Here is a 23,308-nt window from a genome sequence, read left to right as displayed (position 1 = left end):
TTCGATTGTGCCACTGAAAAAACAGAAAAAGCCAGAGTTTGTTCCGCAAAGACCCCAACGAATGCGCATTTCCGCGTGAAGGGAACCGGCATAGACTTGGGATCGTTTGTCCTGCAGAAACCCTCAGGAGATAATTTCATGACCACCCCGAAAAAGAGTGAAACCGAACCGCTCGACATTCGCGATGAGGACGTGGCCCGCTTCGAGACAGACAGTGAGTTGAAAGGCAAGGACGGCGAGATTTATCCGGATGAATCGATGAACCTGCGTGCCCGCCGGCAGGCGGCGCGGCAGCACGAGGACGCCTTCATCGTCGCCACGGACCTTGAGGACGACGACCAGCGCGAGGCGGCACCTGGCGTCAGGGAGCAGCCATAGGCTTGTTGAAATGAATAAGGCGGGTCAGAGCCCGCCTTTATCAGAAATATGCTGCCGTCCCCTCGTCAGCGACGGACGGAAACGATGGCCTTGCGGTTGAAATTGGAGACCTGCACCCGGCCGGACTGGTTGCCGCCGAGGATCTGGGCCGTCTTGCCGCTCATGCTCTTTAGAATACCGGCATGATAACCGCGGCCGTTACGAATGACGACGACATCGCCGGGTTTGGCTTGGTTGACCGGAACGGCATAACCGAAGGATGTCCAGGATTTCGCAAATCCAAAGGATTTAGGAGACTGCCGGCCCGCCTTGCTGGCCACCGCATGCAGGAAAAGACCGCACCAAGGAGTGCTGCGCGGATTTGCGCCAAGAATGTTCTTGAGGCTCTTATTGTTCTTGGACTCATGCAGTCCGGTGTATTTTTCTGCCTGGTTCAGCATACCGGCAGAGGCCGATGCAACGACTGTAAAAGACAAGGCAACGGATAGAATTAACGCGGATACTCTCAAACGTCTCGCCCTTATGTTAGAGGGCGCCCGTGTATTGTGACAATTTAGCGACAATTTGACGAGAAATGGGCAAAAATCGGACGCCTATTCATAGGGACTGATCTGTCATTGCTTCAAAACAGGCTGCCCTGCGCCTCATCGGCACGGCTGCGGCCGGAATTTTCGAGATCCAGCATGCGCAATTTAGTGGTGGTTCCACCCGGTGCGGAAAAGCCGCCGAGCCTGCCGCCTGCGGCCAGAACACGGTGGCAGGGAATGATGAGCGGCACCGGATTTTTCGCCATCGCCTGACCGACATCGCGGGCTTTCTCCATGCCAAGGCCGAGGTCTTTCACGATGCCGCCATAGGTCGTCGTGCGGCCCCAGCCGATCTGCCGTGCAACCGCGTAGACATCGAGGAAGAAGCGCTCCTGTCCGGCCAGATCGAGTTCCACGGTGGTAAAATCGATCGCCTCACCGCTGAAATAACGGGTGATCATCGCGATCACTTCGCGCGTGCGTGTTTCCGGCACCGCAATCGTGGATGACGGCAGACGGCGCAGGAGAAGCTTTTCGGTTTCGCCGGCGTCAGGACTAGGCAATTGCAGACGGGCGATGCCACGCCTTCCCCATGCGAGGCCGCAATGGCCGAGCGCTGTGGGAAAAACAATATAGCCGTAATGGTTGGTCATCGCATTCATCATCCGCTTTCGGGCGCACACGATGCCATATCCTGCATCCGAAACAACCCGTTTCCTGATCTCCCAAAAAGCCTATCTCAAAAAAACAAGGCCACCCGATTTTGCCGGGTGGCCTTCCAGTGCATCGGTCGTGAATACGCTCAGGATGCGATCGTATTCGGTGCCTCCGCCTTGTCCTCCATCAGGCAATGCGCCTGCCGGCTGGCGGCGACAAAGGCGGTGCGGGCGATTTCACCCGCCACGTCGCCCATCAGCGAGGCGCGGCACAGGCGCAAAGCCTGCTCATGCGCCTTGTCGCCGCGCGCAGGCCATTCGTGCTGGAGAAAATCGAAGGCTTCGTAAACGCCGTTGAAAATCCGGGGAGCACCGTTTTGAAGGGATATGGTAACGGGCTTTTCCCACTTAACATCATTCAGCAACATTGATTGCACTTCCATGCTTCATTAACCCGCGACAAACGCCGGCTCCTCCAGTTGGTTCCCTCCGCCTGCGGCTTCAAGAGCGAAAAAATAACCCTCGAAAAACCATGTGCCCCATCTTCTCATTGTAGCCGATTTGCGGAACAAAGCGTTTCAACACTCGTTCAAGCGGAAGTGAACCGGGACCTCTCATGTCGCTAAAAACCGCCGCCGTCATCGTCTGGTTCCGCAAGGATCTGCGTCTTTCTGACAATCTTGCTTTGCTCGCCGCAGTGGAGCATGGCGGACCGGTGATCCCGGTCTATGTGAGGGAAGAATCCTCCGGTCCCTTGGGGGGCGCACAGGAATGGTGGCTTCACCATTCGCTTGCCGCTCTCTCCTCCTCGCTTGAAAAAGCCAGCAGCCGCCTCGTGCTCGCAAGCGGCGATGCAGAGAGGATACTGCGTGACCTGATATCCGAAACCGGGGCAGACACCGTGCTCTGGAACCGCCGTTATGATCCGACCGGCATGGCCACCGACAAGGCGCTCAAACAGAAGCTGCGGGACGACGGGCTGACGGTTCGAAGCTTCTCCGGCCAGCTGCTGCATGAGCCGTCGCGGTTACAGACGAAATCGGGCGGGCCTTACCGCGTCTATACGCCCTTCTGGCGGGCGCTGGAGGGTGGCGAGGAGCCACATGCGCCGGCGGATGCGCCCAAGAGCCTCAAGGCGCCAGAGGTGTGGCCGAAGTCCGAAAAACTCGCCGACTGGAAGCTGCTGCCCACCAGGCCGGACTGGGCGAAGGATTTCAGTGACATCTGGACCCCCGGCGAAAACGGTGCGTTGGAGAAACTCGATGATTTCATCGACGGCGCCCTGAAAGGTTATGAAGAAGGTCGGGATTTCCCGGCAAAACCCGCGACGTCGCTGCTTTCACCGCATCTTGCCGCGGGTGAGATATCGCCGGCGGCCGTCTGGCATGCGACGAAAGGGCTTTCGCGACATATCGCCTCCAACGATGTCAGCCGTTTCCGCAAGGAAATCGTCTGGCGGGAATTCTGCTACCATCTGCTCTTCCATTTCCCGGAGCTGGACGAGAGGAACTGGAACGACAGTTTCGACGCCTTTCCCTGGCGGGACGATGAAAAATCCTTCAAGGCGTGGACGCGCGGCATGACGGGTTACCCGATCGTCGATGCCGGCATGCGGCAATTGTGGCAACATGGCATCATGCATAACCGGGTGCGCATGATCGTGGCGTCTTTCCTCATCAAACATCTGCTGATCGACTGGCGGAAGGGCGAGAAGTGGTTTCGCGATACGCTCGTCGATGCAGACCCGGCATCCAATGCCGCCAACTGGCAATGGGTGGCAGGTTCGGGGGCGGACGCATCTCCGTTCTTCCGCATCTTCAACCCCATTTTGCAGGGAGAGAAATTCGACGGCGATGGCGAATATGTGCGCCGGTTCGTGCCCGAGCTTGAAAAGCTTGAGCGGAAATACATCCACAAGCCGTTCGAAGCGCCCAAAGATGTGCTGAAAAAGGCGGGCGTCGAACTCGGCAAGACTTATCCACTGCCGATCGTCGACCATGGAAAGGCGCGGGAAAGAGCGCTTGCCGCCTATGCCGCAGTGAAGAAGACCACATAAAACTGGGTATCGGCAAAATTTTGCGTGGCTAAGCCGAAGCCGGGAAGATAATTTCTTGCCTTGAGGCGGTTGTAACGGGACATAACGGCACCTAATTTCCGCTCAGACAAGAAGGCTCGATCATGACCATTCATCCCTCTGCGCTCAGTGCTATCGGCAACACGCCGCTCATCCGTTTGAAGGCTGCTTCTGAAGCGACGGGGTGCGAAATCCTCGGCAAGGCGGAATTCCTCAATCCCGGCCAGTCGGTGAAGGATCGCGCCGCGCTCTACATCATCCGCGACGCTGAACGGCGCGGCCAATTGCGCCCCGGCGGCACCATCGTGGAAGGCACGGCCGGCAATACCGGCATCGGCCTGTCGCTGGTCGCCAATGCGCTCGGCTACAAGACTGTGATCGTCATTCCCGAGACTCAGAGCCAGGAGAAGAAGGACGCGCTTAAGCTTCTCGGCGCCAAGCTGGTCGAGGTTCCGGCCGCTCCTTATTCCAATCCGAACAATTACGTGAAAGTCTCGGGACGGCTGGCAAAACAGCTCGCCGCCACGGATGAAAACGGCGCGATCTGGGCCAACCAGTTCGACAATATCGCCAACCGGCAGGCGCATATCGAAACGACCGCGCCTGAGATCTGGGACCAGACAGACGGCAAGGTGGATGGTTTTATTTGCTCGGTTGGATCAGGCGGAACACTGGCCGGCGTAGCCGACGGCCTGCGCGATTTCAACCCTGATATCAAGATCGGTCTTGCAGACCCTGAAGGTGCCGCCCTTTATGAATTTTACAAGCACGGCGTGCTGAAGTCGGAAGGCTCTTCCATTACCGAAGGCATCGGCCAGGGGCGCATTACCGCCAACCTGGAAGGCTTCACCCCGGATTTCTCCTATCGCATCGCGGATGCGGAAGCCCTGCCTATCCTCTTTGATCTCGTCACCAAGGAAGGCCTGTGCCTCGGCGGTTCTTCCGGCATCAACATTGCCGGCGCAATCCGCCTTGCCCGCGAGCTCGGTCCGGGGCATACAATCGTGACGATACTGTGCGACTACGGTAATCGTTATCAGTCGAAGCTTTTCAATCCGGATTTCCTGCGCTCCAAGGGGCTTCCCGTGCCGCAGTGGCTGGCGACCAAGAGCGAGATTCCGGTTCCCTACGAAACCGTTTGAGGACATGCCGAAATGCCTGTGAATGCCCTGTTCCGTGACGATTTTTATCTTTCTACCGCAGAAGCGATCGTCACGGCGGTGCATGAGGATGGCGGCATCGAACTGGACCAGACCTGCTTTTACGCCACATCCGGCGGCCAGCCCGGCGATAGCGGCTTTCTCGAGCGGGCCGACGGCTCGCGCATCGAGCTTGGCATCACCAAAAATGGTGCCGACAAGAGCATCATCGTGCATGTACCACTGGAAGGCCAGCCTTCCCCCGAGATCGGCGAGAAGCTGACCCTGCATGTGGACTGGCCGCGCCGTTATAAGCTGATGCGCATGCACACCGCCTGCCACCTGCTTTCCGTCGTCTGCCAGTGGCCGATCACGGGTGCGGCGGTCGGCGAGGACGAATCGCGTGTCGATTTCGACATGTCAGAGACTATCGACAAGGATGAAGTGACGGCAAAGCTGATGGAGCTGGTGAAAGCCAACCATCCCGTCTTCCTGCAATGGATCACCGACGAGGAGTTGCAAGCCAATCCGGGCATCGTCAAATCCAAGAATGTACGCCCGCCGGTGGGCCTCGGCCGGGTCAGCCTCGTCTGCATCGGCGAAAATTCCAGCATAGACAGCCAGCCCTGCGGCGGCACCCATGTTTCCGAAACGCAGGAAGTGGGCGATATTCACATTGCCAAGATAGAAAAGAAGGGCAAGGAGAACAGGCGGTTCCGCATTCGTTTCGGCGCGCCTGAAGCTGCTGCCTGAAATCAGGAGAGACATCGTGAGCACGGATAAGAGCCGTTTCGTCGTTTCGGCGGACTGGGTGGAAAAACAACTCGGCACATCCGGGTTTCGTGTCGTTGATGCGTCCTGGTATCTGCCGGCGCACAAGCGCAACGGCGCGGAGGAATATGCGGCGGGGCATCTGCCGGGTGCGGTGTTCTTCGATCAGGACAAGATCGCCGATCACACCACCGGCCTGCCGCATTCCCTGCCCTCACCGGAGTTCTTCGCGCAAGAGGCCGGCGAACTTGGTCTTAGCGAGAATGATACGATCGTGGTCTATGACGGCCCCGGTTTCTTCTCCGCGCCGCGTGTGTGGTGGATGCTGCGGGTGATGGGCGTGCGCAAGGCCTATGTGCTGGATGGCGGCCTCGACGGCTGGAAACGCGAAGGCCGGCCGCTTGAAACCGGCACGCCGGAGATCGAACCCGCCACCTTCACACCCGACTTCAACGACAAGCGCGTGACCTCGCTATCGACCATGCGCAGTATCGTCGACAGCGGCGAGAAGCAGATTGCCGATGCCCGGGGGACCGGACGTTTCACCGGCGACGAGGTCGAGCCGCGTGCCGGCATGCGCTCCGGCCACATGCCGGGCGCGCGCAGCCTGCCTGCGACGGCCTTTTCCGAAAACGGTCACTTCAAGGATCTGACCGCCATCCGCAAGATGGTCACCGATGCCGGCATCGATCTTTCCAAGCCCGTGGTCACAAGCTGCGGCTCGGGCGTCACCGCCGCCGTCGTTACGCTGGCGCTGGAATCGCTCGGTCATCACGATAATTCGCTCTATGACGGCTCGTGGTCGGAATGGGGTGGGCTGGAAGATACGCCCGTCGTCACCGGCGCTGCCGATCCCCTGCCCGTCATGTCCCATGGCCCGCTGAAGGCGCATGTGACACAGCTGGAAATGACCGCACCGCCAAAGGTCAGCCTGCCGATCCCGGTCAACCTCCAGACGGCGCTGATGCGGGTCAATAACATCCCCCTGCACTTCTACCGCTATCTCTACTGGCGGGTGGGGAAACGCTGGCATTGGCAGAAGCGCATGCGCATGAGCGATGCCGAGCTTTCCGCCATCCTGCGCGATCCGAAAAACAGCGTCACGGTTCTCTATATGAACGGCGCGCCGGCCGGTTTCTTCGAACTGAACAAGGCGAGCGACGAAGTGACCGAGCTTTCCTATTTCGGGCTGCTCGAAGAGGCGATCGGCGCCGGCGTCGGCAAATGGTTCCTTTTGCAGGCGCTTTACGCCGCCTGGCAGGACAATCCGCAGCGGGTGACGGTGACCACGAATACGCTCGACCATCCGCGCGCATTGCAGCTTTACCAGATGATGGGCTTCTCGCCTGTCGGCACCTATGAGGCCTGGGTGGAGCCGCTTGCCGATACGGAGCTTCTGGAAATTTCACTGCGGAACTGAGATGTCGCCACGCCCGTCTCCTCGCCGCCCATTGCTGTCACGGCATGGGCGGAAAGGACGCAGGCTCTCAAACCTTCTCGATAATCAGATGCGTTGCGCCCTCGCCCGGCACCGTTCCCGTGCAGCGATAACCGAGTGCTGGCAAATCCAGCCCTTCGAAAAGCTGCTCTCCCTTGCCGAGAAACACCGGTGCAAGGGCCAGATGCAACTCATCGATCATGCCCGCCGCCATATATTGCCGGATGGTCGAGACGCCACCGCCGATGCGGACATCCTTGCCATTCGCAGCTGTTAGCGCCCGATCGAGCGCTGCCTCGATGCCATCGGTGACGAAATGGAATTCGGTGCCGCCCTTCATGGTGAAGGAAGGGCGCGCATGGTGGGTCAGGACGAAGACCGGGACATGATAAGGCGGCTCCTCGCCCCACCAGCCCTTCCAGCTTTCATCCGGCCATGCACCGCGCACGGGACCGAACATGTTACGGCCTAAAACCCATGCGCCGATATTTTCGAAGCTCTTTTCGGAAAAATTCTCGTCCGTCCCGGTCGAGCCACCCTCCTTACCGAACATCCGGTGGAAGGTGCGGGTCTTGAAGGCCCATTGATGCAGCTCTTCGCCCTTCACGCCCAAGGGGTTCTGCAGGCTCTGGTCCGGTCCTGCGCCATATCCGTCAAGCGAAATGGCGAAATTGCGAACAACTACCTTCGGCATGGCATTTTCCTCCATCAGGGAGGCCAGCTCACCAGCGTCCGGCAACTAGCCTCAGATTTCGCGTTCCAGATTGACGGCCGTGGGAATTTGCCCGCCGGCCGCGCCCTTGTCTTCCGTGACACTGTTCAGGAGATGATCGGCGATCAGCTCCGCCTGGAATTTACCAAGCTCGTAGCAATAGGTGATTTCGCGCTTTTCGGCCGACCAGTAGACATCGGGACGGCCGCAGGACTTGGCCGTCAGCTTGACGTCGCCCTTCAGGCCATAACCACTGAAACTGCGGCTGATGAGATCGAGAACCTTCGATTCCTTGACCATGATGGCATAAGGTTCAAGTTCCGGATCACGCGGCGGCACGTAGCTGACGGAAAATTTCGAGGGTGTCTGGCTGCGGTGAGGCGCGAGGAAATTCTCCCAGGCCGAGGCTACACCCGGATAGGCGGCAACACATTTGTCGAATTCGGTATTGGGAAGCCCCATCATCGCGGCCAGATCGCCATAACCGTCCTTGTCGCGGCCCACCATCAGGCAGGCCATGTTGCGGTCGCGGCTCCTGTCGGGCACCAGCGCGGAAAAAACGGGGGCCTCGTGCTCGGGCAAGGTGTCTGCCTCGCGCGCCAGATACCAGCTGTCTGTGGCGTTGACGAGCGCGGTGTCGAGCCATTCCTCATTGGCCTGGAGGATGAGCGTGCCAGCCAGCTGATCGGCCGGGGCCTGGACGCTTGCGGTCTCCGCCGTCCCGAAATCCGAAATCAGCATGCGTGCGCCCTCGTGATAGAGCGAGAAGATCGCGTTGCCGATGACGAAATTGACCGACTGCTGCAGCTGATCGTCTGACAGGCCATCAAGACCGGAGGCAACCTGCGCGCCCGCCTCGATCGGAAGCGTCAACGAGACGAAAGCCAGCGGAACGGCGGCCAGAAAACGACGCAACATAAAATCAGACCTTCCGGAAACGAGGAACGCCACTGATTCCCGAAGCTAACGAGTCACGCAATGGGCTGGTTGCATCACCCGTCAAGAATCGGGTGGATAGCGCTCCATTTCGGGATCATAGCTGCAAACAAGCAACGCTGACCCCACCTTGAAGAGGCCCCACCATGACCGATCTTATCTTCACTGCAATGCCGGCTAAGGACGCAGAGGCCTTTCGGGCGGGTGCTCCCGACGCCTACGGCCTCATGCCGGAAAAGGCCGTTTCGCCGGGTGGAATGCCCTGCCGCCACTGCCTGTCGCAAATCGAAGAAGGCGAAGCGATGCTGATCCTCGCCTACCGGCCTTTTCCATCGCTTCAACCCTATGCGGAAACCGGGCCGGTATTTCTGCATGCGCAAGCATGTAAGCGTTATCCGCAGACGGCGGCCGTTCCGCCGATGCTGGACAGCCCGGATTATATCGTGCGCGGATATGGGGCCGACGATCGCATCGTCTACGGCACCGGCGCGGTGACTGCGACGGGTGAGATCGTGTCGCGCGCGGGGCATCTTCTTGAGCGTGCGGATGTCGCTTATGTACATGTGCGCTCCGCCCGCAACAATTGCTATCAGTGCCGTATCGATACAGCATAATCGGCAATTACCTGCAATTTTAACTGAAGAACTAAATGGCTCTCAAGCTTTCCGCAGCATGATGCATGGTATCGGAAACAAATTGATTTGAGCAGCGACATGACAAACAACCTGAATATGGTGACCCGCAGCGCAGCCCGCAGCAAGACGAGGATCTTTGCGACGGTACATTATTTCAGCCAGTCCACCCGCGGCCGTGTGGTTGATCTTTCCGCCACCGGCATGGCGCTTGAACTGGACGGACCTTTTGCCGCCGCCAAGGGCAGCCGGGTCAAGGTGCAGAGCGACGATCTGGGCTTCATCGAGGGTGTGGTGCAGTGGCAGCACCAGAACCGCCTCGGCCTGCAGCTGAAGCTTTCCACCAACACGCTGGCGCAGCTCTCCTCCTATTTCCGCTTCTTCCATGAAGAAGTAAAACCGACCCTCGCCCGCTGATCCGCCAACGTCAAAACCGGAGTGCGCCGACATGTGCGCCGCGCCTCCTGACAAAAAATTTATCAAACGGTTGAAAACAGGCCAGACTGTCACGGGCTTGTCATTTTGGTGATGGACTCCTCGGCGATTGCTTCTACCCTGTCGTTTTCCTGACAGAGCAAGCTTCATCCGAAGGAGTTCCCATGTCGTCGCTTCTCGCTCTCCACCCCATCACCCGCCGTTCGCTTCTCGGCGGCATTGCGGCCTCCTCGGCACTGGTGCTGCTGCATCCCTTTGCCGCACGCGCGGCGGCCAATCAGGCGCATCTGCGCATCATGGAAACGACTGACATCCATGTTCACGTCTTTCCCTATGATTATTACGCCGACAAGCCGAACGACACGATGGGGCTTTCGCGCACTGCCTCGATCATCGACAAGATCCGCGCCGAGGCCGGCAATTCGATGCTGGTGGATAATGGCGACTTCCTGCAGGGCAACCCGCTCGGCGACTATATCGCCTATGAGCGGGGCATGAAGGCCGGCGACAAGCATCCCGTCATCAACGCCATGAACGTGCTGGGTTATGATTGCGGCACGCTTGGCAACCACGAATTCAATTACGGTCTCGACTATATGTCGAACACGCTGGCGGGCGCCGGTTTTCCCTATGTCTGCGCCAACCTCACCAAGGGCCAGCTCGCTTCCGATCCAAAAAACGACGAGCTCTTCTTCAAGCCCTATGTCATTGTGGAAAAGCAGATCCGCGATGGCGGCGGCGTGACGAGCCCGGTCAAGGTCGGCATCATCGGCTTCGTGCCGCCGCAGATCATGATGTGGGATTCCAAGAACCTCGAGGGCAAGGCCCAGACGCGCGACATCGTCGAGGCGGCGAAAGCCTGGGTGCCTGTCATGAAAGAAGAAGGCGCCGATATCATCATCGCCCTTTCCCATTCCGGCATCGACGGCAAGGGCCAGACGGAGCGCATGGAAAACGCCTCGCTTTATCTGGCCGCCGTCGAAGGCATCGATGCCATCTTCACCGGCCACCAGCATCTTGTCTTCCCCGGTCCGAAGACCTGGGACGGCATCGAGGGTGCCGATGCGGTCAAGGGCACGCTGATGGGCAAGCCGGCCGTGATGGCCGGTTTCTGGGGTTCGCATATGGGTCTCATCGATCTCTTGCTCGAAAAGGATGGCAAGAACTGGAAGATCGTCGACTTCACCTCCGAAGCCCGGCCGATCTATCATCGTGACGACAGCCGCAAGGTCGTTGCCGACTACACCGACAAGCCCGAGGTTCTCGCCGCCGCCAAAGCCGATCACGAGGCGGCCCTCGCCTATGTGCGCCGCCCCGTGGGCAAGACCTCCGCGCCGCTCTATTCCTATTTCGCGCTGGTGGCCGACGATCCGTCCGTGCAGATCGTCTCCAACGCCCAGACCTGGTACATCAAGGACATGCTGAAGGAAGGGCAATATAAGGATCTGCCGGTGCTTTCGGCAGCGGCGCCGTTCAAGTCGGGCGGTCGCGGGGGCGCGGATTATTATACCGATGTCCCTGCCGGTGACATCGCCATCAAGAACGTTGCCGACCTCTATCTCTATCCCAATACGGTGCAGGCGGTGCTGATCAACGGCGCGCAGGTGAAGAACTGGCTGGAAATGTCGGCCGGCATGTTCAACACGGTGGAGGCCGGTGCCAAGGACGCACCGCTGCTGAATGCCGACTTCCCGTCCTATAATTTCGATGTCATCGATGGTGTCACCTATCAGATCGACATTTCCAAGCCGGCGAAATTCGACAAGGACGGCAAGGCAGTCAATCCCGACAGCAACCGCATCGTGAACCTTCAGTTCAACGGCAAGCCGATCGATCCCGAGCAGAAATTCGTGGTGGCCACCAATAATTACCGCGCGAGCGGCGGCGGCAAATTCCCCGACATCGCCGGCGACAAGGTGATCTTCGTAGCGCCCGATACCAACCGCGACGTGATCGTGCGCTATATCATCGATCAGGGCACCATCAATCCGTCCGCGGATGCCAACTGGTCCTTTGCACCGGTGGCCAATACCTCGGCAATCTTCGAGACCGGCCCCAAGGGCCGCCACTATGCGGCGGAAATCAAGGGCGCGAAAATCGAGGATGCCGGCGACGGTGCGGAAGGTTTCGCGAAGTTCCGTCTGGTTCTCTAGGGACACAGCTCTCCCGGCGAATATATCGGCGGGAGAGTGTTTCTTCAGACATGAATTGGACGCTGGGGCAAAGAACTGACATGCCGTTTGTTTCTTCTCCCCGCCGGGGAGAAGGTGGCCCGAAGGGTCGGATGAGGGGGCAACGCTGGCGATAAGCGGAGAGCTTGCCCCCTTATCCCGCTGCCGCGACCTTCTCCCCGGCGGGGAGAAGAAACAAGCGGCGCTTTCCCAGACCATGTCTGATCGTCACGCCAACAACAGATGTCACTCTGCGGCGACAGCCATTGTCCTCTGCTTGCTCGCCTCCAGCATCCCGTTGAAATCCTTATGATTCGGGCAGGCCGACAGGCGCTGCTGAAAGGCTTGCGCGAGCCATTGGCCGGCGGGTCCTGCCGGTGAGTCGACGCGCCGCAGTGTGAAGAGCGGATATTCGCCCTGCTCATAGGCTTCGAGTTCAAGCGCCTTCAGGCTGCCATTGGTGAGATCATTACGCACGATCGAGGCAGGCAGACCGCCCCAGCCGAGGCCACCCTTGATGAGCTGGTATTTGGTGGCGATGTCGCTGACGCGCCATGTCTTATAGGACAGCACGTTGAAATCCCGTCCCTTGGTCAGGCCCGAGGCATCCGTCACCACGAGTTGAACCTCCTCGCGCACGTCAGCGAGAACCAGCGGCCGCTCGATCTGCGCCAGCGGGTGATCGGCAGCAACCACCGGCAACATGAAGGAATGGCCGACCTTTTCCATGACGAGGTCATCGTCCTGGCGCAACACCGCCCCGCCGATGCCGATGCCGGCCTTGCGGGAAAGCACCATGTCCATGACCATGCCCAGTTCGCCGACATTGAGGCTGAGCGTGACGGTGGGGAACTGTTCGCGGAAATCCCGCAGCACTGCGACGACGGCCTCCGCCGGCACCATGGTGCTGATGGCGACGGAAAGCTCCGCCTCGAGCCCCTGCTTCAGCCCCTTGGCGCGGGCGCGCATTTCCTGCAGGCCGGCGACGATGCGTCGTGCATCCTCCAGCATGGCGCGGCCCTCATCGGTCAGCCTGGGCTGACGCACGCCATTGCGCTCGAACAGAACCACCTCAAGCTGCGCCTCAAGATTCGCGATGGTGTAGCTGACCACAGACTGGGCGCGATTGAGCGCTCGGGCGGCGGCAGAAAAACTTCCGGTCTCCGCAACCGTCAAAAACACCTGCAATTGATCGAGCGTCGGGTTCGCGTCCATGTGCCATCCATTTCATCGATAGATTGCTTCCACATTATCACGGTTTTCTTGATGGCAGTAATTTTTCATATAGAGCGCAAAGGCAGGGCATCGTGCTCTCCCGCCCTCCCAAGGCGCCCGTCAATTCATCGCACAAGCAAGGAAAAGACCATGTCCAACATTCTGCTCATCACCTCCAGCCCACGCGGCGACGAGTCCGTTTCGAACAAGTTCGCCGGTGAGCTGGCTGGCAAGCTGAAGGCCAAGTCGGCTTCCAACACCCTTGTCCACCGCGATCTCGCTGCAGATCCGATCCCGCATCTCGACACCGTCAAGACCGCTGCGATCCGCAAGCCCGCCGACCAGCGCACGGCCGAAGAATCGGTCGCCGCCGATTACTCCGACAAGCTCGTCGCCGAGCTTCTGGCCGCCGACACGGTCGTTATCGGCACCGGCCTCATCAACTTCAACATCTATTCCGGCCTGAAGTCGTGGATCGACAATGTCGCCCGCGCCGGCCAGACCTTCAAATACACCGAAACCGGCCCGGTTGGCCTCGCCACCGGTAAGAAGGTCTACATCGTGCTTGCTGCTGCCGGCGTTTATTCCGAAGGCCCGGCCGTTTCGATGAACCATGCCGTTCCCTACCTCAAGACCGTTCTCGGTTTCATGGGCATGACGGATGTGGAAGTCATCTATGTAGAAGGCCTGGCGTTCGGCCCGGAAGCCGTCGAGAAGGCCGTTGCGGCCGCCGAAGCCAAGGTCGAAGAACTGGCGCAGGCCGCCTGATTCCCGTTGAATGAAGGCTGATGCGGGCTAGCGCCGGTATCAGCCAACCCACATGCCATAACGGCCGTGGACCTGGTCCCGGCCGTTATTTTTTGCCGCGTAGAGCCGCGCATCGGCTTCGGAAAGAAGTTCCAGAAAAAGGCGGCCATCCTCAAGACCGGTCGCCACGCCGATGCTGACTGTGAGATGCGTGCCATCAGGCCGGCGAAGGCCCGCCAGTACGGCGGCCCGCAGCCCTTCGGAAAAAGCGAGCGCCGTTTCGTGGTTCATCGCCGGAAGCAGGGCGACAAATTCTTCGCCGCCAAAGCGATAAAGATGCCCGTGCGGCTGGACGGTTCGCTTCAGTACTGCCGCAAATTCCCGCAGAATTTCGTCCCCCTGAAGATGGCCGAAGCTGTCGTTGACGGTCTTGAAATGGTCGATATCCACAATCAGCACGCTGACTGGCCGTCTCTTCTCAGTGCAGTCCAGCACGATGGACGGCGCATCAAGCTCCATGCGGGCGCGGTCCGATACGCCGGTCAGCATATCGCGTCCCGAGCGGGACAAAAGCTCCTCATAGCGTTCACGGAAGGTCAAGTCGTTGAAGACATCGGCAACGCTGCGGCGTGTCAGAAAGCGGCCCTTGGCCGCTGTCAGCCAGAGATAGGTGGCAAAGAGCAGCGAATAGATGCAGACCGCCGCCATCTTCGCCTTCCAGCCATCGTAAAAGACATCAACAGGTGCGTTGAACAACAACCGCAACGCCCCATAAAAACCCGCCTGATCGAAGCTCAGGATAACGACGCCGCAGATCGCGAAGCGCAGCACGATATGGCGCTGCAGATAACGCCCGAGCTTCTCGTAAAACAGGATAATGGCGATGGCGTCGAGATAGAGAAGGCTGGTTCCCCAGACCATCAGGATGCCCATCTCATCGAGAAAGCCGGTACTGACCGACTGGCCGGGAACAATCGCCACCGTTTGGTGAAAACGGATGATCTGCGCCATGATGACGGTCACTATATTCCCGAGAAACAGCCCGTATATCGGCTGCCGCACCACGGCGGCATCCTCCCGCATATAGAGCATGAGGATCATCATCAGCTTGCCGGCAAAAAGGATCGAGGAGCCGGGCGATGCCACGCCAAAGGGCAGCTGCACGTAAAAAACGGCTGCGAGATAGGTTTCAAGGAAATGCATGACGCCCAGCGCGGTGAGAAAAACACCGATGCCAAGAATATGCCGGTAATGAAGGAATGCCGTCATCACCGAAAAATAGACGATGGCCTCCGTCAGAAAGAGGGCCAGATTTGCCCATTGCATCGGCACACGCCCTATCGATCCATATCGCGCTGGTTGATTGACGCGACTCCACGCCCTCTAGAGCAATTGCTGTGAACGCGGTTCACCGGAATTGCTCTAACTCTTTGTTCTGCGCATTTCCGGACGCAAAACCGAGTACACTTTTGCTGGAAATGCTCTGTGAACGATAGGCCGAAGCAAACAACGGAATCTTAATGTCCGGAGCAAGAAAACGTCATCATTTTCCTGGGAAAAGTGATGCGCCGTTCTGGTCGATGATGAGTTTCGCCTTGCGGATCGTGAACTCCACGGCATCGTCCAGGCTGGTGAAAACATCGGCGCGCACGAATTCATGCACCAGCACTTCGTCACCGGCCTTTTTTTCGATACGGCCCGCCAGGCGGAACTGGCCGCCCTCCTTGATCGGGGTCGCATAGATCAGATAGTCGCCATGCGCATGCGGCTCGGCCTGCGCCACCTTTTGCGGCGCGTCGGAAGACGGCTGGCCGGAGCCGAAGGCCGAGAGGATTTTGGAAAAAAACGATGCCATGGCTTTCACTCCCTGATCTATGTCGCATTCGAAGGGCGAATATGCTCCGCCCTTCCCTGTCGTTCGTTCCCGATCAGATGATCAGGTTCGACAGGATGTCGTTTTCGGTAATATCCTCATAGCCGAGACCGGCCGCCTCGAAGCGCTCCAGAAGCCCTGCGAAGTTTTCCTGCGCATTGGTTTCGATGCCGATCAGGATCGAACCGAAGTTGCGGGCGGATTTCTTCAGATATTCGAAACGGGCGATATCGTCGTCCGGCCCGAGCAGGTTGAGGAAATCGCGCAGCGCACCGGGGCGCTGCGGCAGGCGCAGGATGAAGTATTTCTTCACGCCGGTGTAACGCATGGCGCGTTCCTTGACGTCCGGCAGGCGCTCGAAATCGAAATTGCCACCGGAGACCACGGCGATGACCGTCTTGCCTTCCAGCCTCTCGCGGCCTAGTTTTTCCAGCGCGGTGATGGACAGGGCGCCCGCAGGCTCCAGCACCACGCCTTCCAGGTTCAGCATCTCGATGATCGTCACGCAGATCGCGTTTTCCGGGATGAGCATCACCTGCTCGGCCGGAAAATCCTTCAGTGCCTTGAAGTTCAGGTCGCCAATGCGGGCAACGGCGGCGCCGTCGACGAAATTGTCGATCTTGTTCAGCGTCACCGGTTCGCCGCGTTCGAGGCTCTTCTTCAGGCTTGGCGCGCCTTCAGGCTCGCAGAACACGAAGTTCTCCTTCTTCACAGTGCCGGCCAGAAACCCGGTCAGGCCGGCAGAAAGACCGCCACCACCGACCGGCATGACGACGATGTCAGGCTTCGTGCCTTCCGGCAGCTGGTCCATGATCTCGGCGGCGACCGTCGCCTGACCCTCGATGATATCCTCATGGTCGAAAGGCGGCACCATGTAGCCGTCATTGTCCTGCACATGTTGACGCGCGGCGGCGTAACACTGGTCGAATATATCGCCTACCAGACGAATCTTGATGAATTCTCCGCCAAAGATGCGGGTCTTTTCTATCTTCTGCTGCGGTGTCGTCACCGGCATGAAAACGACGCCATGGACGCCGAAATGGCGGCAGGCGAAAGCAAAGCCCTGCGCGTGGTTGCCGGCAGATGCGCAGACGAAAACCTTGTCCTTGCCAGCCTTGGCCACCGCCTTGCGGAGAAAATTGAATGCGCCTCTAATCTTGTAGGAACGAACCGGGGACAGGTCTTCACGCTTCAGCCAAATCGACGCGCCATACCGACGGCTGAGATGTTCATTCAACTGCAGCGGCGTTTCCGGGAATATTTCCCGCACTTCCCGCCGCGCTGCTTCCACAAGCTGCTTGTCCACGATAGTCAATCCATTGAAATTCATAATGGCACCCGCTATGCCATAGGAAGGCGTCGGAGACAAAGACTCATTTCAGCGCGGCCACGAACTCTGGGTTTCATTTCTTGAACAGTAACCTCCTGCGCTCCGTCATCTATGTGGCGTCCATCTTCGGGCTCTACCTCGCAACGGCCATGTTCCTGCCGGCGCTGACCGATCTTTATTATGGCAATGACGACTGGATGGTGTTTGCGCTTTCGGGTTTCATGTGCGGCGGCTTCTCGCTGGCCTGCGCGCTCGCCACCCGCGGCCCCATCACCTCCTTCAACAAACGTTTCGGCTTCCTGCTCGTCAACCTGCTGTGGCTGGTGTTTTCCATCGTCGGCGCGGTACCGCTTTACCTGTCCGAGCTAGACCTGACATTTGGCCAGGCCCTCTTTGAATCCGTTTCCGCCATCACCACGACAGGGTCAACCGCCATATCCGGTCTCGACCACGCGCCGCAGGGCATTCTTCTCTGGCGTTCGCTGCTCTGCTGGCTCGGCGGTATTGGTATCGTCGCACTCGGCCTTTTCATCCTGCCGCTCCTGCGTGTCGGCGGCATGACCTTCTTCCGCATGGAGTCTTCCGATACCGGCAACGACCGGCCCTTCGCCCGGCTGGCAAGCTTCACCCGGGCTTTCGTGGCGATCTACATCATCATGACGCTCGCCTGCACCATGGCCTATGACTTTGCCGGCATGTCACATTTCGATGCGCTGAACCATGCCATGTCGACGGTCGCAACCGGTGGGTTTTCCACCCACGACGCCTCCTTTGCCTATTTCAACAATACCGCACTTCTGTGGATCGCCACCATCTTCCTGATCTTCGGCAGCCTGCCCTTTTCGGTGATGATCCTGCTTGCGGTGCGCCGCCGACTGGAGACGCTGCGTGACCCGCAGATCGCCGTCTTCCTCGGTTATCTCTGCGCGATCTCGATTGCGGTCGGTGTCTATCATCATCTCAGGAACGGCGTGCCGCTGGACGATGCGCTCAGCCATTCCTTCTTCAACATGACCTCGATTCTCTCGACCGGCGGTTTCGCGAGCGATGATTATACTCTCTGGGGACCCTTCGTCATTGTCGTCGCCTTTTTCGCGACCTTCATGGGCGGCTGTTCCGGCTCGACGGCGGGCGGTATCAAGGCATATCGTTTTCTCATCATGTTCAACGTGGTGCGGGCCGGCCTCAAAAAACTGATCTACCCGAACGCCGTCTATTCAGTGCGTTACGGGCAGCAGGTGGTCGACCCCGATACGATCCGGACGATATTCCTGTTCGTCAGCTGTTACATCGCGCTCTGGATCGCCGGTAGCCTCGCCATAAGCCTGATGGGCTACGATTTTCTCACCGCCACCTCAGCCGTTGCTACGGCACTAGGCAATGTCGGCCCGGGTATCGGCCCGATCATCGGCCCGGCCGGCAATTTCTCCACCATCAGCGAACCGGCGCTCTATCTCCTGTCCGTTCTGATGCTACTCGGGCGCCTGGAAATCCTGACGGTGCTCGTGCTGCTGATGCCGATTTTCTGGCGCAGCTGATCCGTCGATACACATGTCGCGCAGGTGCGAATAAAGCGCTTGACCTTCCCACGTTGGAATAGTTCAGGCTCCACCTGTTAGAATTCCAAACCATGGAGAACCGCCTATGTGCAATGGCCATCAGCACCATCATGAAACTGCCGCCGCCCCTGTCAACGCAGACCTTTCCTTTCATGTTGAGGACATGACCTGCGGTCACTGCGCCGGCGTGATCAAGGGCGCGATCGAAAAGACCGTTCCCGGTGCTGCTGTGCATGCGGACCCTGCAAGCCGCACGGTCGTGGTCGGCGGCGTCTCCGACGCGGCACACATTGCTGAAATCATCACCGCTGCGGGCTATACGCCGGAAGCACGCGCCTGATCCGAAGAGATACCGGCGGCGTTTTATCTTGCCGCCGGGTCGCCTGCCTGCCCCGCCTCACGCTGAACCTTGTGTGACGGCCTTTGGACGACATCACCTTTCGTCCTTTCAGCCCTCCGAACAGATATCTCTCCCAAAAACCGGTGGCGACAGTTTCACGCCTCTCGCTGTCATCCTCAGGCTTGTCTCGAGGATCTAAACACGTCAGCAAAACGGGACCAATGCAGATCCCCGGGGGCAAGCCCGATGATGACGTCGGAGTGTTTGGCGTAGCGCGTCATTGCAAATCAATATCGCGCACATTGTCGAGAAATTTAGCCCGGACGGCGATGGGCCTCGTACAGTATCCCGCCACGGCATGGCGGCAGAGTATCAGCAATATGGCCCGACTCCTGCGAGCCGGGCCATACCTCGTCAGCCAAGTCACATCGGCTTATTTCGTCGCCAGATCCTTGGTCATGATGAATAAGTTGATCGGATGCGGCTTGAAGTTCTCGACCTTTTCCGAATAGGCATCGAAAGCGGTCTCATGGATGAGGTAGACTGTGACGGCTTCATCGAAAACCCTGTTCGCCGCCTCGGCATAGATGGCGTAACGCTTGGCCGGCTCAGCCACCGCATAGGCCGATTTGATCAGCTTGTCCGTCTCCTCGCTGCAATAATGCGAGATGTTGTAGCCGCCTCCGCAAGTGTAGTCGGCGTTGAGGAAGCCGATCGGTTCCGCAACATCAGTGGCATAACCGCGTGAGAGAAGGACCATATCGAAATTGCCGGACAAGAGATCGGGCTCGATCGCCGTGTAATCGGCAACGCGAACATCGACCTTGATGCCGATTTCCTGCAATTGGGCCTGGATAACGGCGGCAACATCCTTGAGTTCGGTTCTTTCAGTGTAGGCCAGAAGCGTCAGCTTCAGGCTGCCGGGAGCAACTCCCGCCTCTTTCAGCAGAGCCTTTGCCTTCTCCACGTCATAAGCGGGCGTGACGTTTTGCGGTGCCCAAGGCTCTCCCGGTGCGAAAGGCATCGTTGCGGGCTTTACCACGCCTTCATAGATGCTGTCGGCAATACCGGCGGTGTCGATGGCGGCCCGGATCGCCTGACGAACCTTGATATCCTTGAATGGCGCCTTCGAATTATTGAGCAGCATCTCCGTAATCCGGGGCACGATGATCGGCGCGACCTTGACACCCTTCGCGGCTTCTATGGTCTTTACCGCCCAGGGTGGGATCACGCGCGAAATCTGCACTTCACCGCTTCTTATCTGGGTGGCGCGCGTATCGGCATCCGGAATAAAGTTCACACGGCCGCCCGCAAGCTTCGGCATACCGGCCCAATACTCATGGTTCGCGGTCAGCTCCATATATTGGTTAGCGTCGACCTTGGTGATCTTGAAAGGCCCGGTGCAGGTTCCGATGGGATCGATCTTGCCATCCTTATAGGCTGATGGTGCGAGGATCGAGGTCGCGGGGCTTCCCATTTGCGCCGGCAGCAGCACCGATGGCTCGATGGTCGTGATCTTCACGATATCGTCGCCGCCCGCCTCGACGGCCGCGATCAGCTTCGGCGAAAAGGCACGGGCCGGAACCGGTGCCTTCAAGAGATTGGTGAGCGCATTAACGGCTGCCGCGGCATTGAGCGGCTCGCCATTCTGGAACTTCACACCCTTGCGCAGCTTGAATTCCCAGACCTTCGGCGCGGTCTGCGTCCAGGATTCGGCAAGCCCCGGCTCCAGTTTCGTGTCATAACCGACGCGGACCAGGCTTTCGAAGCAGCCTGCGCGGGAACCGAGATAGGCATCGTCGGAGGCCATTTGCCAGCCGGTTTTGACGCCCGTATAATCGTCATAGGTGATCGTTCCGGCGTTCGCCGCATGCGTTCCAAACGAGACGACAATGGCGCATGTCGCCAAAAGTGCGTGCTTCATCATAGAATATTCCCCTTTTATTTTTGATGACAACGCTCTCAATTCACATATTTTACGAATTTCTGCTCAATACTTGCGATAATTCAACAGACAAAAATAATACCCATGGAAATCTTTCGAAAATCCACCTGAATATTATTCATTTTATGTTTTTATACTCGGAATTTTATTCCGATATTAATTCGCAAACACACAATTCATCTGTTTTTACCGCAACAGAAAACTGTAACTGCGTCGCCCTCAGCCCAATTCCCGCCAGCGATGGCAGCGTGCAAAATGCTCCCCGGAAACGCCTTCCAGCACTGGCTCCACCTCACCGCAGATCGCGGTCGCATATTTGCAGCGGGTGTGAAACTTGCAGCCACCTGGAGGATTGAGCGGACTCGGTAGATCGCCGTCCAGAAGCATTTCCGGCGCATATAACCCGGTCTCGTCAAGCATCGACGAGGCGATAAGAGCCTTGGTATAGGGGTGCTTGGGCGCCCGGAAAAGTTCTTCACGATCAGCGATTTCAACGATGCGTCCGAGGTACATCACCGCGATGCGATCACAGAGATAACGCACGACACGCAAGTCATGGGAAATCATCAAAACCGTGAGACCGTGACGGCGCTTCATGTCCATCAGGAGGTTCAGGATCTGCGTCCGCATCGAGGCATCGAGCGCCGATGTCGGTTCGTCACAGACAAGGAAACTCGGATTGAGAAGAAGCGCGCGGCCGATGACGACGCGCTGCAATTGGCCGCCGGAACACTGGCTCGGATACCGATCATAAAAGGAACCGTCCAGACCAACCTCCTCCAGCATGCCGAAGACACGCGCCGTGCGCTCCTCGCGGGTGCCGATGCCGTGCTGGGCAAGCGGCGCCTCCATGCTCTGGCCAATGCGCATACGCGGATCGAGCGCGGAATAGGGATCCTGAAACACCAGTTGCACGACCCGGCGCACACGCCGGAGCGCTTCGCCCTGCATATGCAATATGTCGTGATCCCCTATGCTGACCTCACCCCGCGTCGCGTGTGTCAGGCGCGTGATCAACCCGGCAACGGTGCTTTTGCCGCATCCGGATTCACCGACGAGGCCCAGCACCTCCCCTTCGCCGATCGTCAGGGAAACATCGTCGACGGATTTCACCACGCGGTGACCGAGGCCCGATATGGGATAATATTTGCAGAGGTTCTTCGCGACCACATAGGGCCGGCTGCCGTTCGCCGCCGATGGTGGCATCTGTGTCATGGCTTTGGAAAACATCATCGCCTCCTTCAACAAACCGCATGGCTGGAATGGTCGTGATCGGCATGATCGTCGCCGACTGCCCAGCACCGCGCCTTGCGCCCTTCAGGCAAGGCGTTCAAAGCCGGTTCGGTCGCCATGCAGCGACCTCCCATGCCTGCAGACTTGGCGAGCGCGCAACGCGGATGAAATCGGCAGCCGCAGGACATGTCATGGGCCTGTGCGCTTGAGCCGGGGATCGTCAGCAAATGTCCCTCGCTGTCCGTGGTCAGCAGGGAACAACTGATAAGCGCCTTGGTATAGGGATGCTGCGGCGCCTTGAGGATCGCCTGCGTTGGCCCCTCCTCGACGATGCGGCCGGCATACATGACCGCGATCCGGTCCGCGAAAGCGGCGACGACCGAGAGATCGTGGGTGATGAGCAGCGTCGCCAGCCGGCGCTTGCGACGTTCATCATCCAGCAGGCGCAGGATTTGTGCCTGGACGGTGACATCGAGCGCCGTCGTCGGCTCATCGGCGATCAGCAACTGCGGATTGCCCGACAATGCTGCGGCAATCATCACGCGTTGCGCCATGCCGCCAGAAAGCTCATGCGCGAAACATTGCGCCCGCGCCGAGGGGTCGGGAATGCCGACATCGGACAGGAGACCGACGACCCGGTTCAGTGCCGCGCTTCGGCTCATCTTGCGGTGGATCCAGAGCGGTTCGGCCACTTGCGTCCTCACCCGGCTGGTCGGGTCCAGCATGGCCTGCGGCTGCTGGAACAGCATGCTGATATCGGCGCCGCGCAGCGCATCGAGTTCGGAGGATGAAAGAGCGAGAATGTCGCGTCCGGCAAAGGAAATGCGGCCGGAATCGATTTCCACGCCCTGCGGCAAAAGCCGCATCAGCGACAGAGCCGTCATGCTCTTTCCCGATCCGGATTCGCCGACAAGAGCGACGACTTCACCGGCATTGACGGAAAGCGTCAGGCCCGAAATAACAAACTTGCGGCCATTTGGCGTCGGCACCGATACGTGCAGATCCTCGATTTCCAGAAGCGGTGCGCGCTCGGGAGACAGGCCCGTGTTGGCAAGCGTTTGCCCTTCGATATTCATAAGAGTTCCCCTTATTTTTATTGAATCGGAGGCATTTGCGTATTCATGCGGCTTCAGACGATATTACTCTCCTTCCGGCCCTGCGGCCTCATCTATGTTTGACATTAGTCAAATCTGTTTT

At 58.8% G+C, this 23,308-nt stretch carries 23 protein-coding genes; 11 read left to right on the top strand and 12 right to left on the bottom strand.

Annotation, left to right across the window (positions count from 1 at the left end):
* Window positions 1-138: 138 nt before the first annotated feature.
* Entirely contained in the window at window positions 139-378 is a 240-nt protein-coding gene (locus NYR50_RS04260; RefSeq protein WP_418136876.1) for a hypothetical protein, read from the top strand.
* Window positions 379-443: 65 nt separating this feature from the next.
* Here the strand turns inward: NYR50_RS04260 and NYR50_RS04255 are convergent, their stop codons facing one another.
* The 3 genes from NYR50_RS04255 to NYR50_RS04245 all read right to left on the bottom strand — a co-directional run bounded on the left by NYR50_RS04255 (window position 444) and on the right by NYR50_RS04245 (window position 1,989).
* A complete protein-coding gene (locus NYR50_RS04255) occupies window positions 444-887 on the bottom strand; it encodes a TIGR02594 family protein (RefSeq protein WP_010971481.1) in 444 nt (147 codons plus the stop codon).
* Window positions 888-1,000: 113 nt separating this feature from the next.
* Window positions 1,001-1,558, bottom strand: coding sequence for a methylated-DNA--[protein]-cysteine S-methyltransferase (locus NYR50_RS04250; protein WP_418136875.1), 558 nt, complete (start codon window positions 1,556-1,558; stop codon window positions 1,001-1,003).
* Between the two features lie 149 nt (window positions 1,559-1,707).
* The gene (locus NYR50_RS04245) at window positions 1,708-1,989 is read right to left on the bottom strand and encodes a DUF982 domain-containing protein (RefSeq protein ID WP_167304314.1); all 282 of its coding nucleotides are present in this window, start codon (window positions 1,987-1,989) and stop codon (window positions 1,708-1,710) included.
* A 188-nt stretch (window positions 1,990-2,177) separates the two neighbouring features.
* Between NYR50_RS04245 and NYR50_RS04240 the strand changes: the two genes are divergently transcribed.
* The 4 genes from NYR50_RS04240 (at window position 2,178) to sseA (ending at window position 6,965) form a co-directional block, all read left to right on the top strand.
* The gene (locus NYR50_RS04240) at window positions 2,178-3,617 is read left to right on the top strand and encodes a cryptochrome/photolyase family protein (RefSeq protein WP_418136874.1); all 1,440 of its coding nucleotides are present in this window, start codon (window positions 2,178-2,180) and stop codon (window positions 3,615-3,617) included.
* A 122-nt stretch (window positions 3,618-3,739) separates the two neighbouring features.
* Entirely contained in the window at window positions 3,740-4,777 is a 1,038-nt protein-coding gene (locus NYR50_RS04235) for a cysteine synthase A (RefSeq protein ID WP_174008227.1), read from the top strand.
* A 12-nt stretch (window positions 4,778-4,789) separates the two neighbouring features.
* Window positions 4,790-5,527 (top strand): alanyl-tRNA editing protein, encoded by a 738-nt coding sequence (locus NYR50_RS04230; protein WP_418136873.1) that lies wholly within the window; start codon window positions 4,790-4,792, stop codon window positions 5,525-5,527.
* Between the two features lie 16 nt (window positions 5,528-5,543).
* Window positions 5,544-6,965 (top strand): 3-mercaptopyruvate sulfurtransferase, encoded by a 1,422-nt coding sequence (gene sseA / locus NYR50_RS04225; protein ID WP_418136872.1) that lies wholly within the window; start codon window positions 5,544-5,546, stop codon window positions 6,963-6,965.
* Window positions 6,966-7,032: 67 nt separating this feature from the next.
* On the opposite strand, the gene NYR50_RS04220 is transcribed toward sseA, so the two are convergent.
* Both NYR50_RS04220 and NYR50_RS04215 read right to left on the bottom strand, forming a co-directional pair.
* Entirely contained in the window at window positions 7,033-7,677 is a 645-nt protein-coding gene (locus tag NYR50_RS04220; RefSeq protein ID WP_418136871.1) for a dihydrofolate reductase family protein, read from the bottom strand.
* Window positions 7,678-7,728: 51 nt separating this feature from the next.
* Window positions 7,729-8,613, bottom strand: coding sequence for a DUF4344 domain-containing metallopeptidase (locus NYR50_RS04215; RefSeq protein WP_418136870.1), 885 nt, complete (start codon window positions 8,611-8,613; stop codon window positions 7,729-7,731).
* A gap of 164 nt (window positions 8,614-8,777) precedes the next feature.
* Here NYR50_RS04215 and NYR50_RS04210 point away from each other — a divergent pair, with 164 nt between their 5' ends.
* The 3 genes from NYR50_RS04210 (at window position 8,778) to NYR50_RS04200 (ending at window position 11,851) form a co-directional block, all read left to right on the top strand.
* Complete coding sequence (locus NYR50_RS04210) at window positions 8,778-9,245, top strand: DUF1203 domain-containing protein (protein ID WP_418136869.1); 468 nt, start codon at window positions 8,778-8,780, stop codon at window positions 9,243-9,245.
* Window positions 9,246-9,344: 99 nt separating this feature from the next.
* The gene (locus NYR50_RS04205; RefSeq protein WP_174008221.1) at window positions 9,345-9,680 is read left to right on the top strand and encodes a PilZ domain-containing protein; all 336 of its coding nucleotides are present in this window, start codon (window positions 9,345-9,347) and stop codon (window positions 9,678-9,680) included.
* 182 nt (window positions 9,681-9,862) lie between these two features.
* Window positions 9,863-11,851 (top strand): bifunctional 2',3'-cyclic-nucleotide 2'-phosphodiesterase/3'-nucleotidase, encoded by a 1,989-nt coding sequence (locus NYR50_RS04200; RefSeq protein WP_418136868.1) that lies wholly within the window; start codon window positions 9,863-9,865, stop codon window positions 11,849-11,851.
* A 264-nt stretch (window positions 11,852-12,115) separates the two neighbouring features.
* Here the strand turns inward: NYR50_RS04200 and NYR50_RS04195 are convergent, their stop codons facing one another.
* Window positions 12,116-13,084, bottom strand: coding sequence for a LysR family transcriptional regulator (locus NYR50_RS04195; RefSeq protein WP_174008219.1), 969 nt, complete (start codon window positions 13,082-13,084; stop codon window positions 12,116-12,118).
* A gap of 150 nt (window positions 13,085-13,234) precedes the next feature.
* On the opposite strand from NYR50_RS04195, the gene NYR50_RS04190 reads away from it, so the two are divergent.
* On the top strand, window positions 13,235-13,852 hold the full coding sequence (locus tag NYR50_RS04190; protein ID WP_080809404.1) for an FMN-dependent NADH-azoreductase: 618 nt from the start codon (window positions 13,235-13,237) through the stop codon (window positions 13,850-13,852).
* A gap of 39 nt (window positions 13,853-13,891) precedes the next feature.
* Here NYR50_RS04190 and NYR50_RS04185 read toward each other — a convergent pair whose 3' ends face one another.
* The 3 genes from NYR50_RS04185 to ilvA all read right to left on the bottom strand — a co-directional run bounded on the left by NYR50_RS04185 (window position 13,892) and on the right by ilvA (window position 17,034).
* Window positions 13,892-15,157: a diguanylate cyclase gene (locus tag NYR50_RS04185; protein ID WP_418136867.1), complete on the bottom strand. Its 1,266-nt coding sequence runs from the start codon at window positions 15,155-15,157 to the stop codon at window positions 13,892-13,894.
* A 217-nt stretch (window positions 15,158-15,374) separates the two neighbouring features.
* Window positions 15,375-15,686: an HlyU family transcriptional regulator gene (locus tag NYR50_RS04180; RefSeq protein ID WP_006312784.1), complete on the bottom strand. Its 312-nt coding sequence runs from the start codon at window positions 15,684-15,686 to the stop codon at window positions 15,375-15,377.
* A gap of 73 nt (window positions 15,687-15,759) precedes the next feature.
* Entirely contained in the window at window positions 15,760-17,034 is a 1,275-nt protein-coding gene (gene ilvA / locus NYR50_RS04175; protein WP_418136866.1) for a threonine ammonia-lyase, read from the bottom strand.
* Between the two features lie 80 nt (window positions 17,035-17,114).
* On the opposite strand from ilvA, the gene NYR50_RS04170 reads away from it, so the two are divergent.
* Together NYR50_RS04170 and NYR50_RS04165 are read left to right on the top strand one after the other, a co-directional pair.
* On the top strand, window positions 17,115-18,572 hold the full coding sequence (locus NYR50_RS04170) for a TrkH family potassium uptake protein (RefSeq protein WP_418136865.1): 1,458 nt from the start codon (window positions 17,115-17,117) through the stop codon (window positions 18,570-18,572).
* Window positions 18,573-18,678: 106 nt separating this feature from the next.
* Complete coding sequence (locus NYR50_RS04165) at window positions 18,679-18,933, top strand: heavy-metal-associated domain-containing protein (protein WP_418136864.1); 255 nt, start codon at window positions 18,679-18,681, stop codon at window positions 18,931-18,933.
* A 433-nt stretch (window positions 18,934-19,366) separates the two neighbouring features.
* Here NYR50_RS04165 and NYR50_RS04160 read toward each other — a convergent pair whose 3' ends face one another.
* The 3 genes from NYR50_RS04160 to NYR50_RS04150 form a co-directional block, all read right to left on the bottom strand.
* On the bottom strand, window positions 19,367-20,860 hold the full coding sequence (locus NYR50_RS04160) for an ABC transporter substrate-binding protein (RefSeq protein ID WP_418136863.1): 1,494 nt from the start codon (window positions 20,858-20,860) through the stop codon (window positions 19,367-19,369).
* 237 nt (window positions 20,861-21,097) lie between these two features.
* The gene (locus NYR50_RS04155) at window positions 21,098-22,108 is read right to left on the bottom strand and encodes an ABC transporter ATP-binding protein (RefSeq protein ID WP_418137251.1); all 1,011 of its coding nucleotides are present in this window, start codon (window positions 22,106-22,108) and stop codon (window positions 21,098-21,100) included.
* Between the two features lie 11 nt (window positions 22,109-22,119).
* Window positions 22,120-23,187: an ABC transporter ATP-binding protein gene (locus NYR50_RS04150; RefSeq protein ID WP_418136862.1), complete on the bottom strand. Its 1,068-nt coding sequence runs from the start codon at window positions 23,185-23,187 to the stop codon at window positions 22,120-22,122.
* Window positions 23,188-23,308 lie beyond the last annotated feature (121 nt).

Origin of the sequence: Agrobacterium sp. El2ro-1b, assembly GCF_048298475.1 — a bacterium.
Taxonomy (GTDB): domain Bacteria; phylum Pseudomonadota; class Alphaproteobacteria; order Rhizobiales; family Rhizobiaceae; genus Agrobacterium; species Agrobacterium fabrum.
The sequence above is the reverse complement of the archived record's forward strand: the minus strand, read 5'-3'. Positions and strand labels throughout refer to the sequence as shown.

What these genes read in the sequence shown, in the direction of transcription:
- NYR50_RS04235 (WP_174008227.1), top strand. Translation starts at nt 3,740, where the DNA reads ATGACCATTCATCCCTCTGCGCTCAGTGCTATCGGCAACACGCCGCTC.
- NYR50_RS04240 (WP_418136874.1), top strand. Translation starts at nt 2,178, where the DNA reads ATGTCGCTAAAAACCGCCGCCGTCATCGTCTGGTTCCGCAAGGATCTG.
- NYR50_RS04190 (WP_080809404.1), top strand. Translation starts at nt 13,235, where the DNA reads ATGTCCAACATTCTGCTCATCACCTCCAGCCCACGCGGCGACGAGTCC.
- NYR50_RS04180 (WP_006312784.1), bottom strand. Translation starts at nt 15,686, where the DNA reads ATGGCATCGTTTTTTTCCAAAATCCTCTCGGCCTTCGGCTCCGGCCAG.
- NYR50_RS04260 (WP_418136876.1), top strand. Translation starts at nt 139, where the DNA reads ATGACCACCCCGAAAAAGAGTGAAACCGAACCGCTCGACATTCGCGAT.
- NYR50_RS04250 (WP_418136875.1), bottom strand. Translation starts at nt 1,558, where the DNA reads ATGACCAACCATTACGGCTATATTGTTTTTCCCACAGCGCTCGGCCAT.
- NYR50_RS04160 (WP_418136863.1), bottom strand. Translation starts at nt 20,860, where the DNA reads ATGATGAAGCACGCACTTTTGGCGACATGCGCCATTGTCGTCTCGTTT.
- NYR50_RS04210 (WP_418136869.1), top strand. Translation starts at nt 8,778, where the DNA reads ATGACCGATCTTATCTTCACTGCAATGCCGGCTAAGGACGCAGAGGCC.
- NYR50_RS04200 (WP_418136868.1), top strand. Translation starts at nt 9,863, where the DNA reads ATGTCGTCGCTTCTCGCTCTCCACCCCATCACCCGCCGTTCGCTTCTC.
- NYR50_RS04185 (WP_418136867.1), bottom strand. Translation starts at nt 15,157, where the DNA reads ATGCAATGGGCAAATCTGGCCCTCTTTCTGACGGAGGCCATCGTCTAT.
- NYR50_RS04245 (WP_167304314.1), bottom strand. Translation starts at nt 1,989, where the DNA reads ATGTTGCTGAATGATGTTAAGTGGGAAAAGCCCGTTACCATATCCCTT.
- NYR50_RS04205 (WP_174008221.1), top strand. Translation starts at nt 9,345, where the DNA reads ATGACAAACAACCTGAATATGGTGACCCGCAGCGCAGCCCGCAGCAAG.
- ilvA (WP_418136866.1), bottom strand. Translation starts at nt 17,034, where the DNA reads ATGAATTTCAATGGATTGACTATCGTGGACAAGCAGCTTGTGGAAGCA.
- NYR50_RS04150 (WP_418136862.1), bottom strand. Translation starts at nt 23,187, where the DNA reads ATGAATATCGAAGGGCAAACGCTTGCCAACACGGGCCTGTCTCCCGAG.
- NYR50_RS04220 (WP_418136871.1), bottom strand. Translation starts at nt 7,677, where the DNA reads ATGCCGAAGGTAGTTGTTCGCAATTTCGCCATTTCGCTTGACGGATAT.
- NYR50_RS04195 (WP_174008219.1), bottom strand. Translation starts at nt 13,084, where the DNA reads ATGGACGCGAACCCGACGCTCGATCAATTGCAGGTGTTTTTGACGGTT.
- NYR50_RS04155 (WP_418137251.1), bottom strand. Translation starts at nt 22,108, where the DNA reads ATGTTTTCCAAAGCCATGACACAGATGCCACCATCGGCGGCGAACGGC.
- NYR50_RS04215 (WP_418136870.1), bottom strand. Translation starts at nt 8,613, where the DNA reads ATGTTGCGTCGTTTTCTGGCCGCCGTTCCGCTGGCTTTCGTCTCGTTG.
- NYR50_RS04230 (WP_418136873.1), top strand. Translation starts at nt 4,790, where the DNA reads ATGCCTGTGAATGCCCTGTTCCGTGACGATTTTTATCTTTCTACCGCA.
- NYR50_RS04165 (WP_418136864.1), top strand. Translation starts at nt 18,679, where the DNA reads ATGTGCAATGGCCATCAGCACCATCATGAAACTGCCGCCGCCCCTGTC.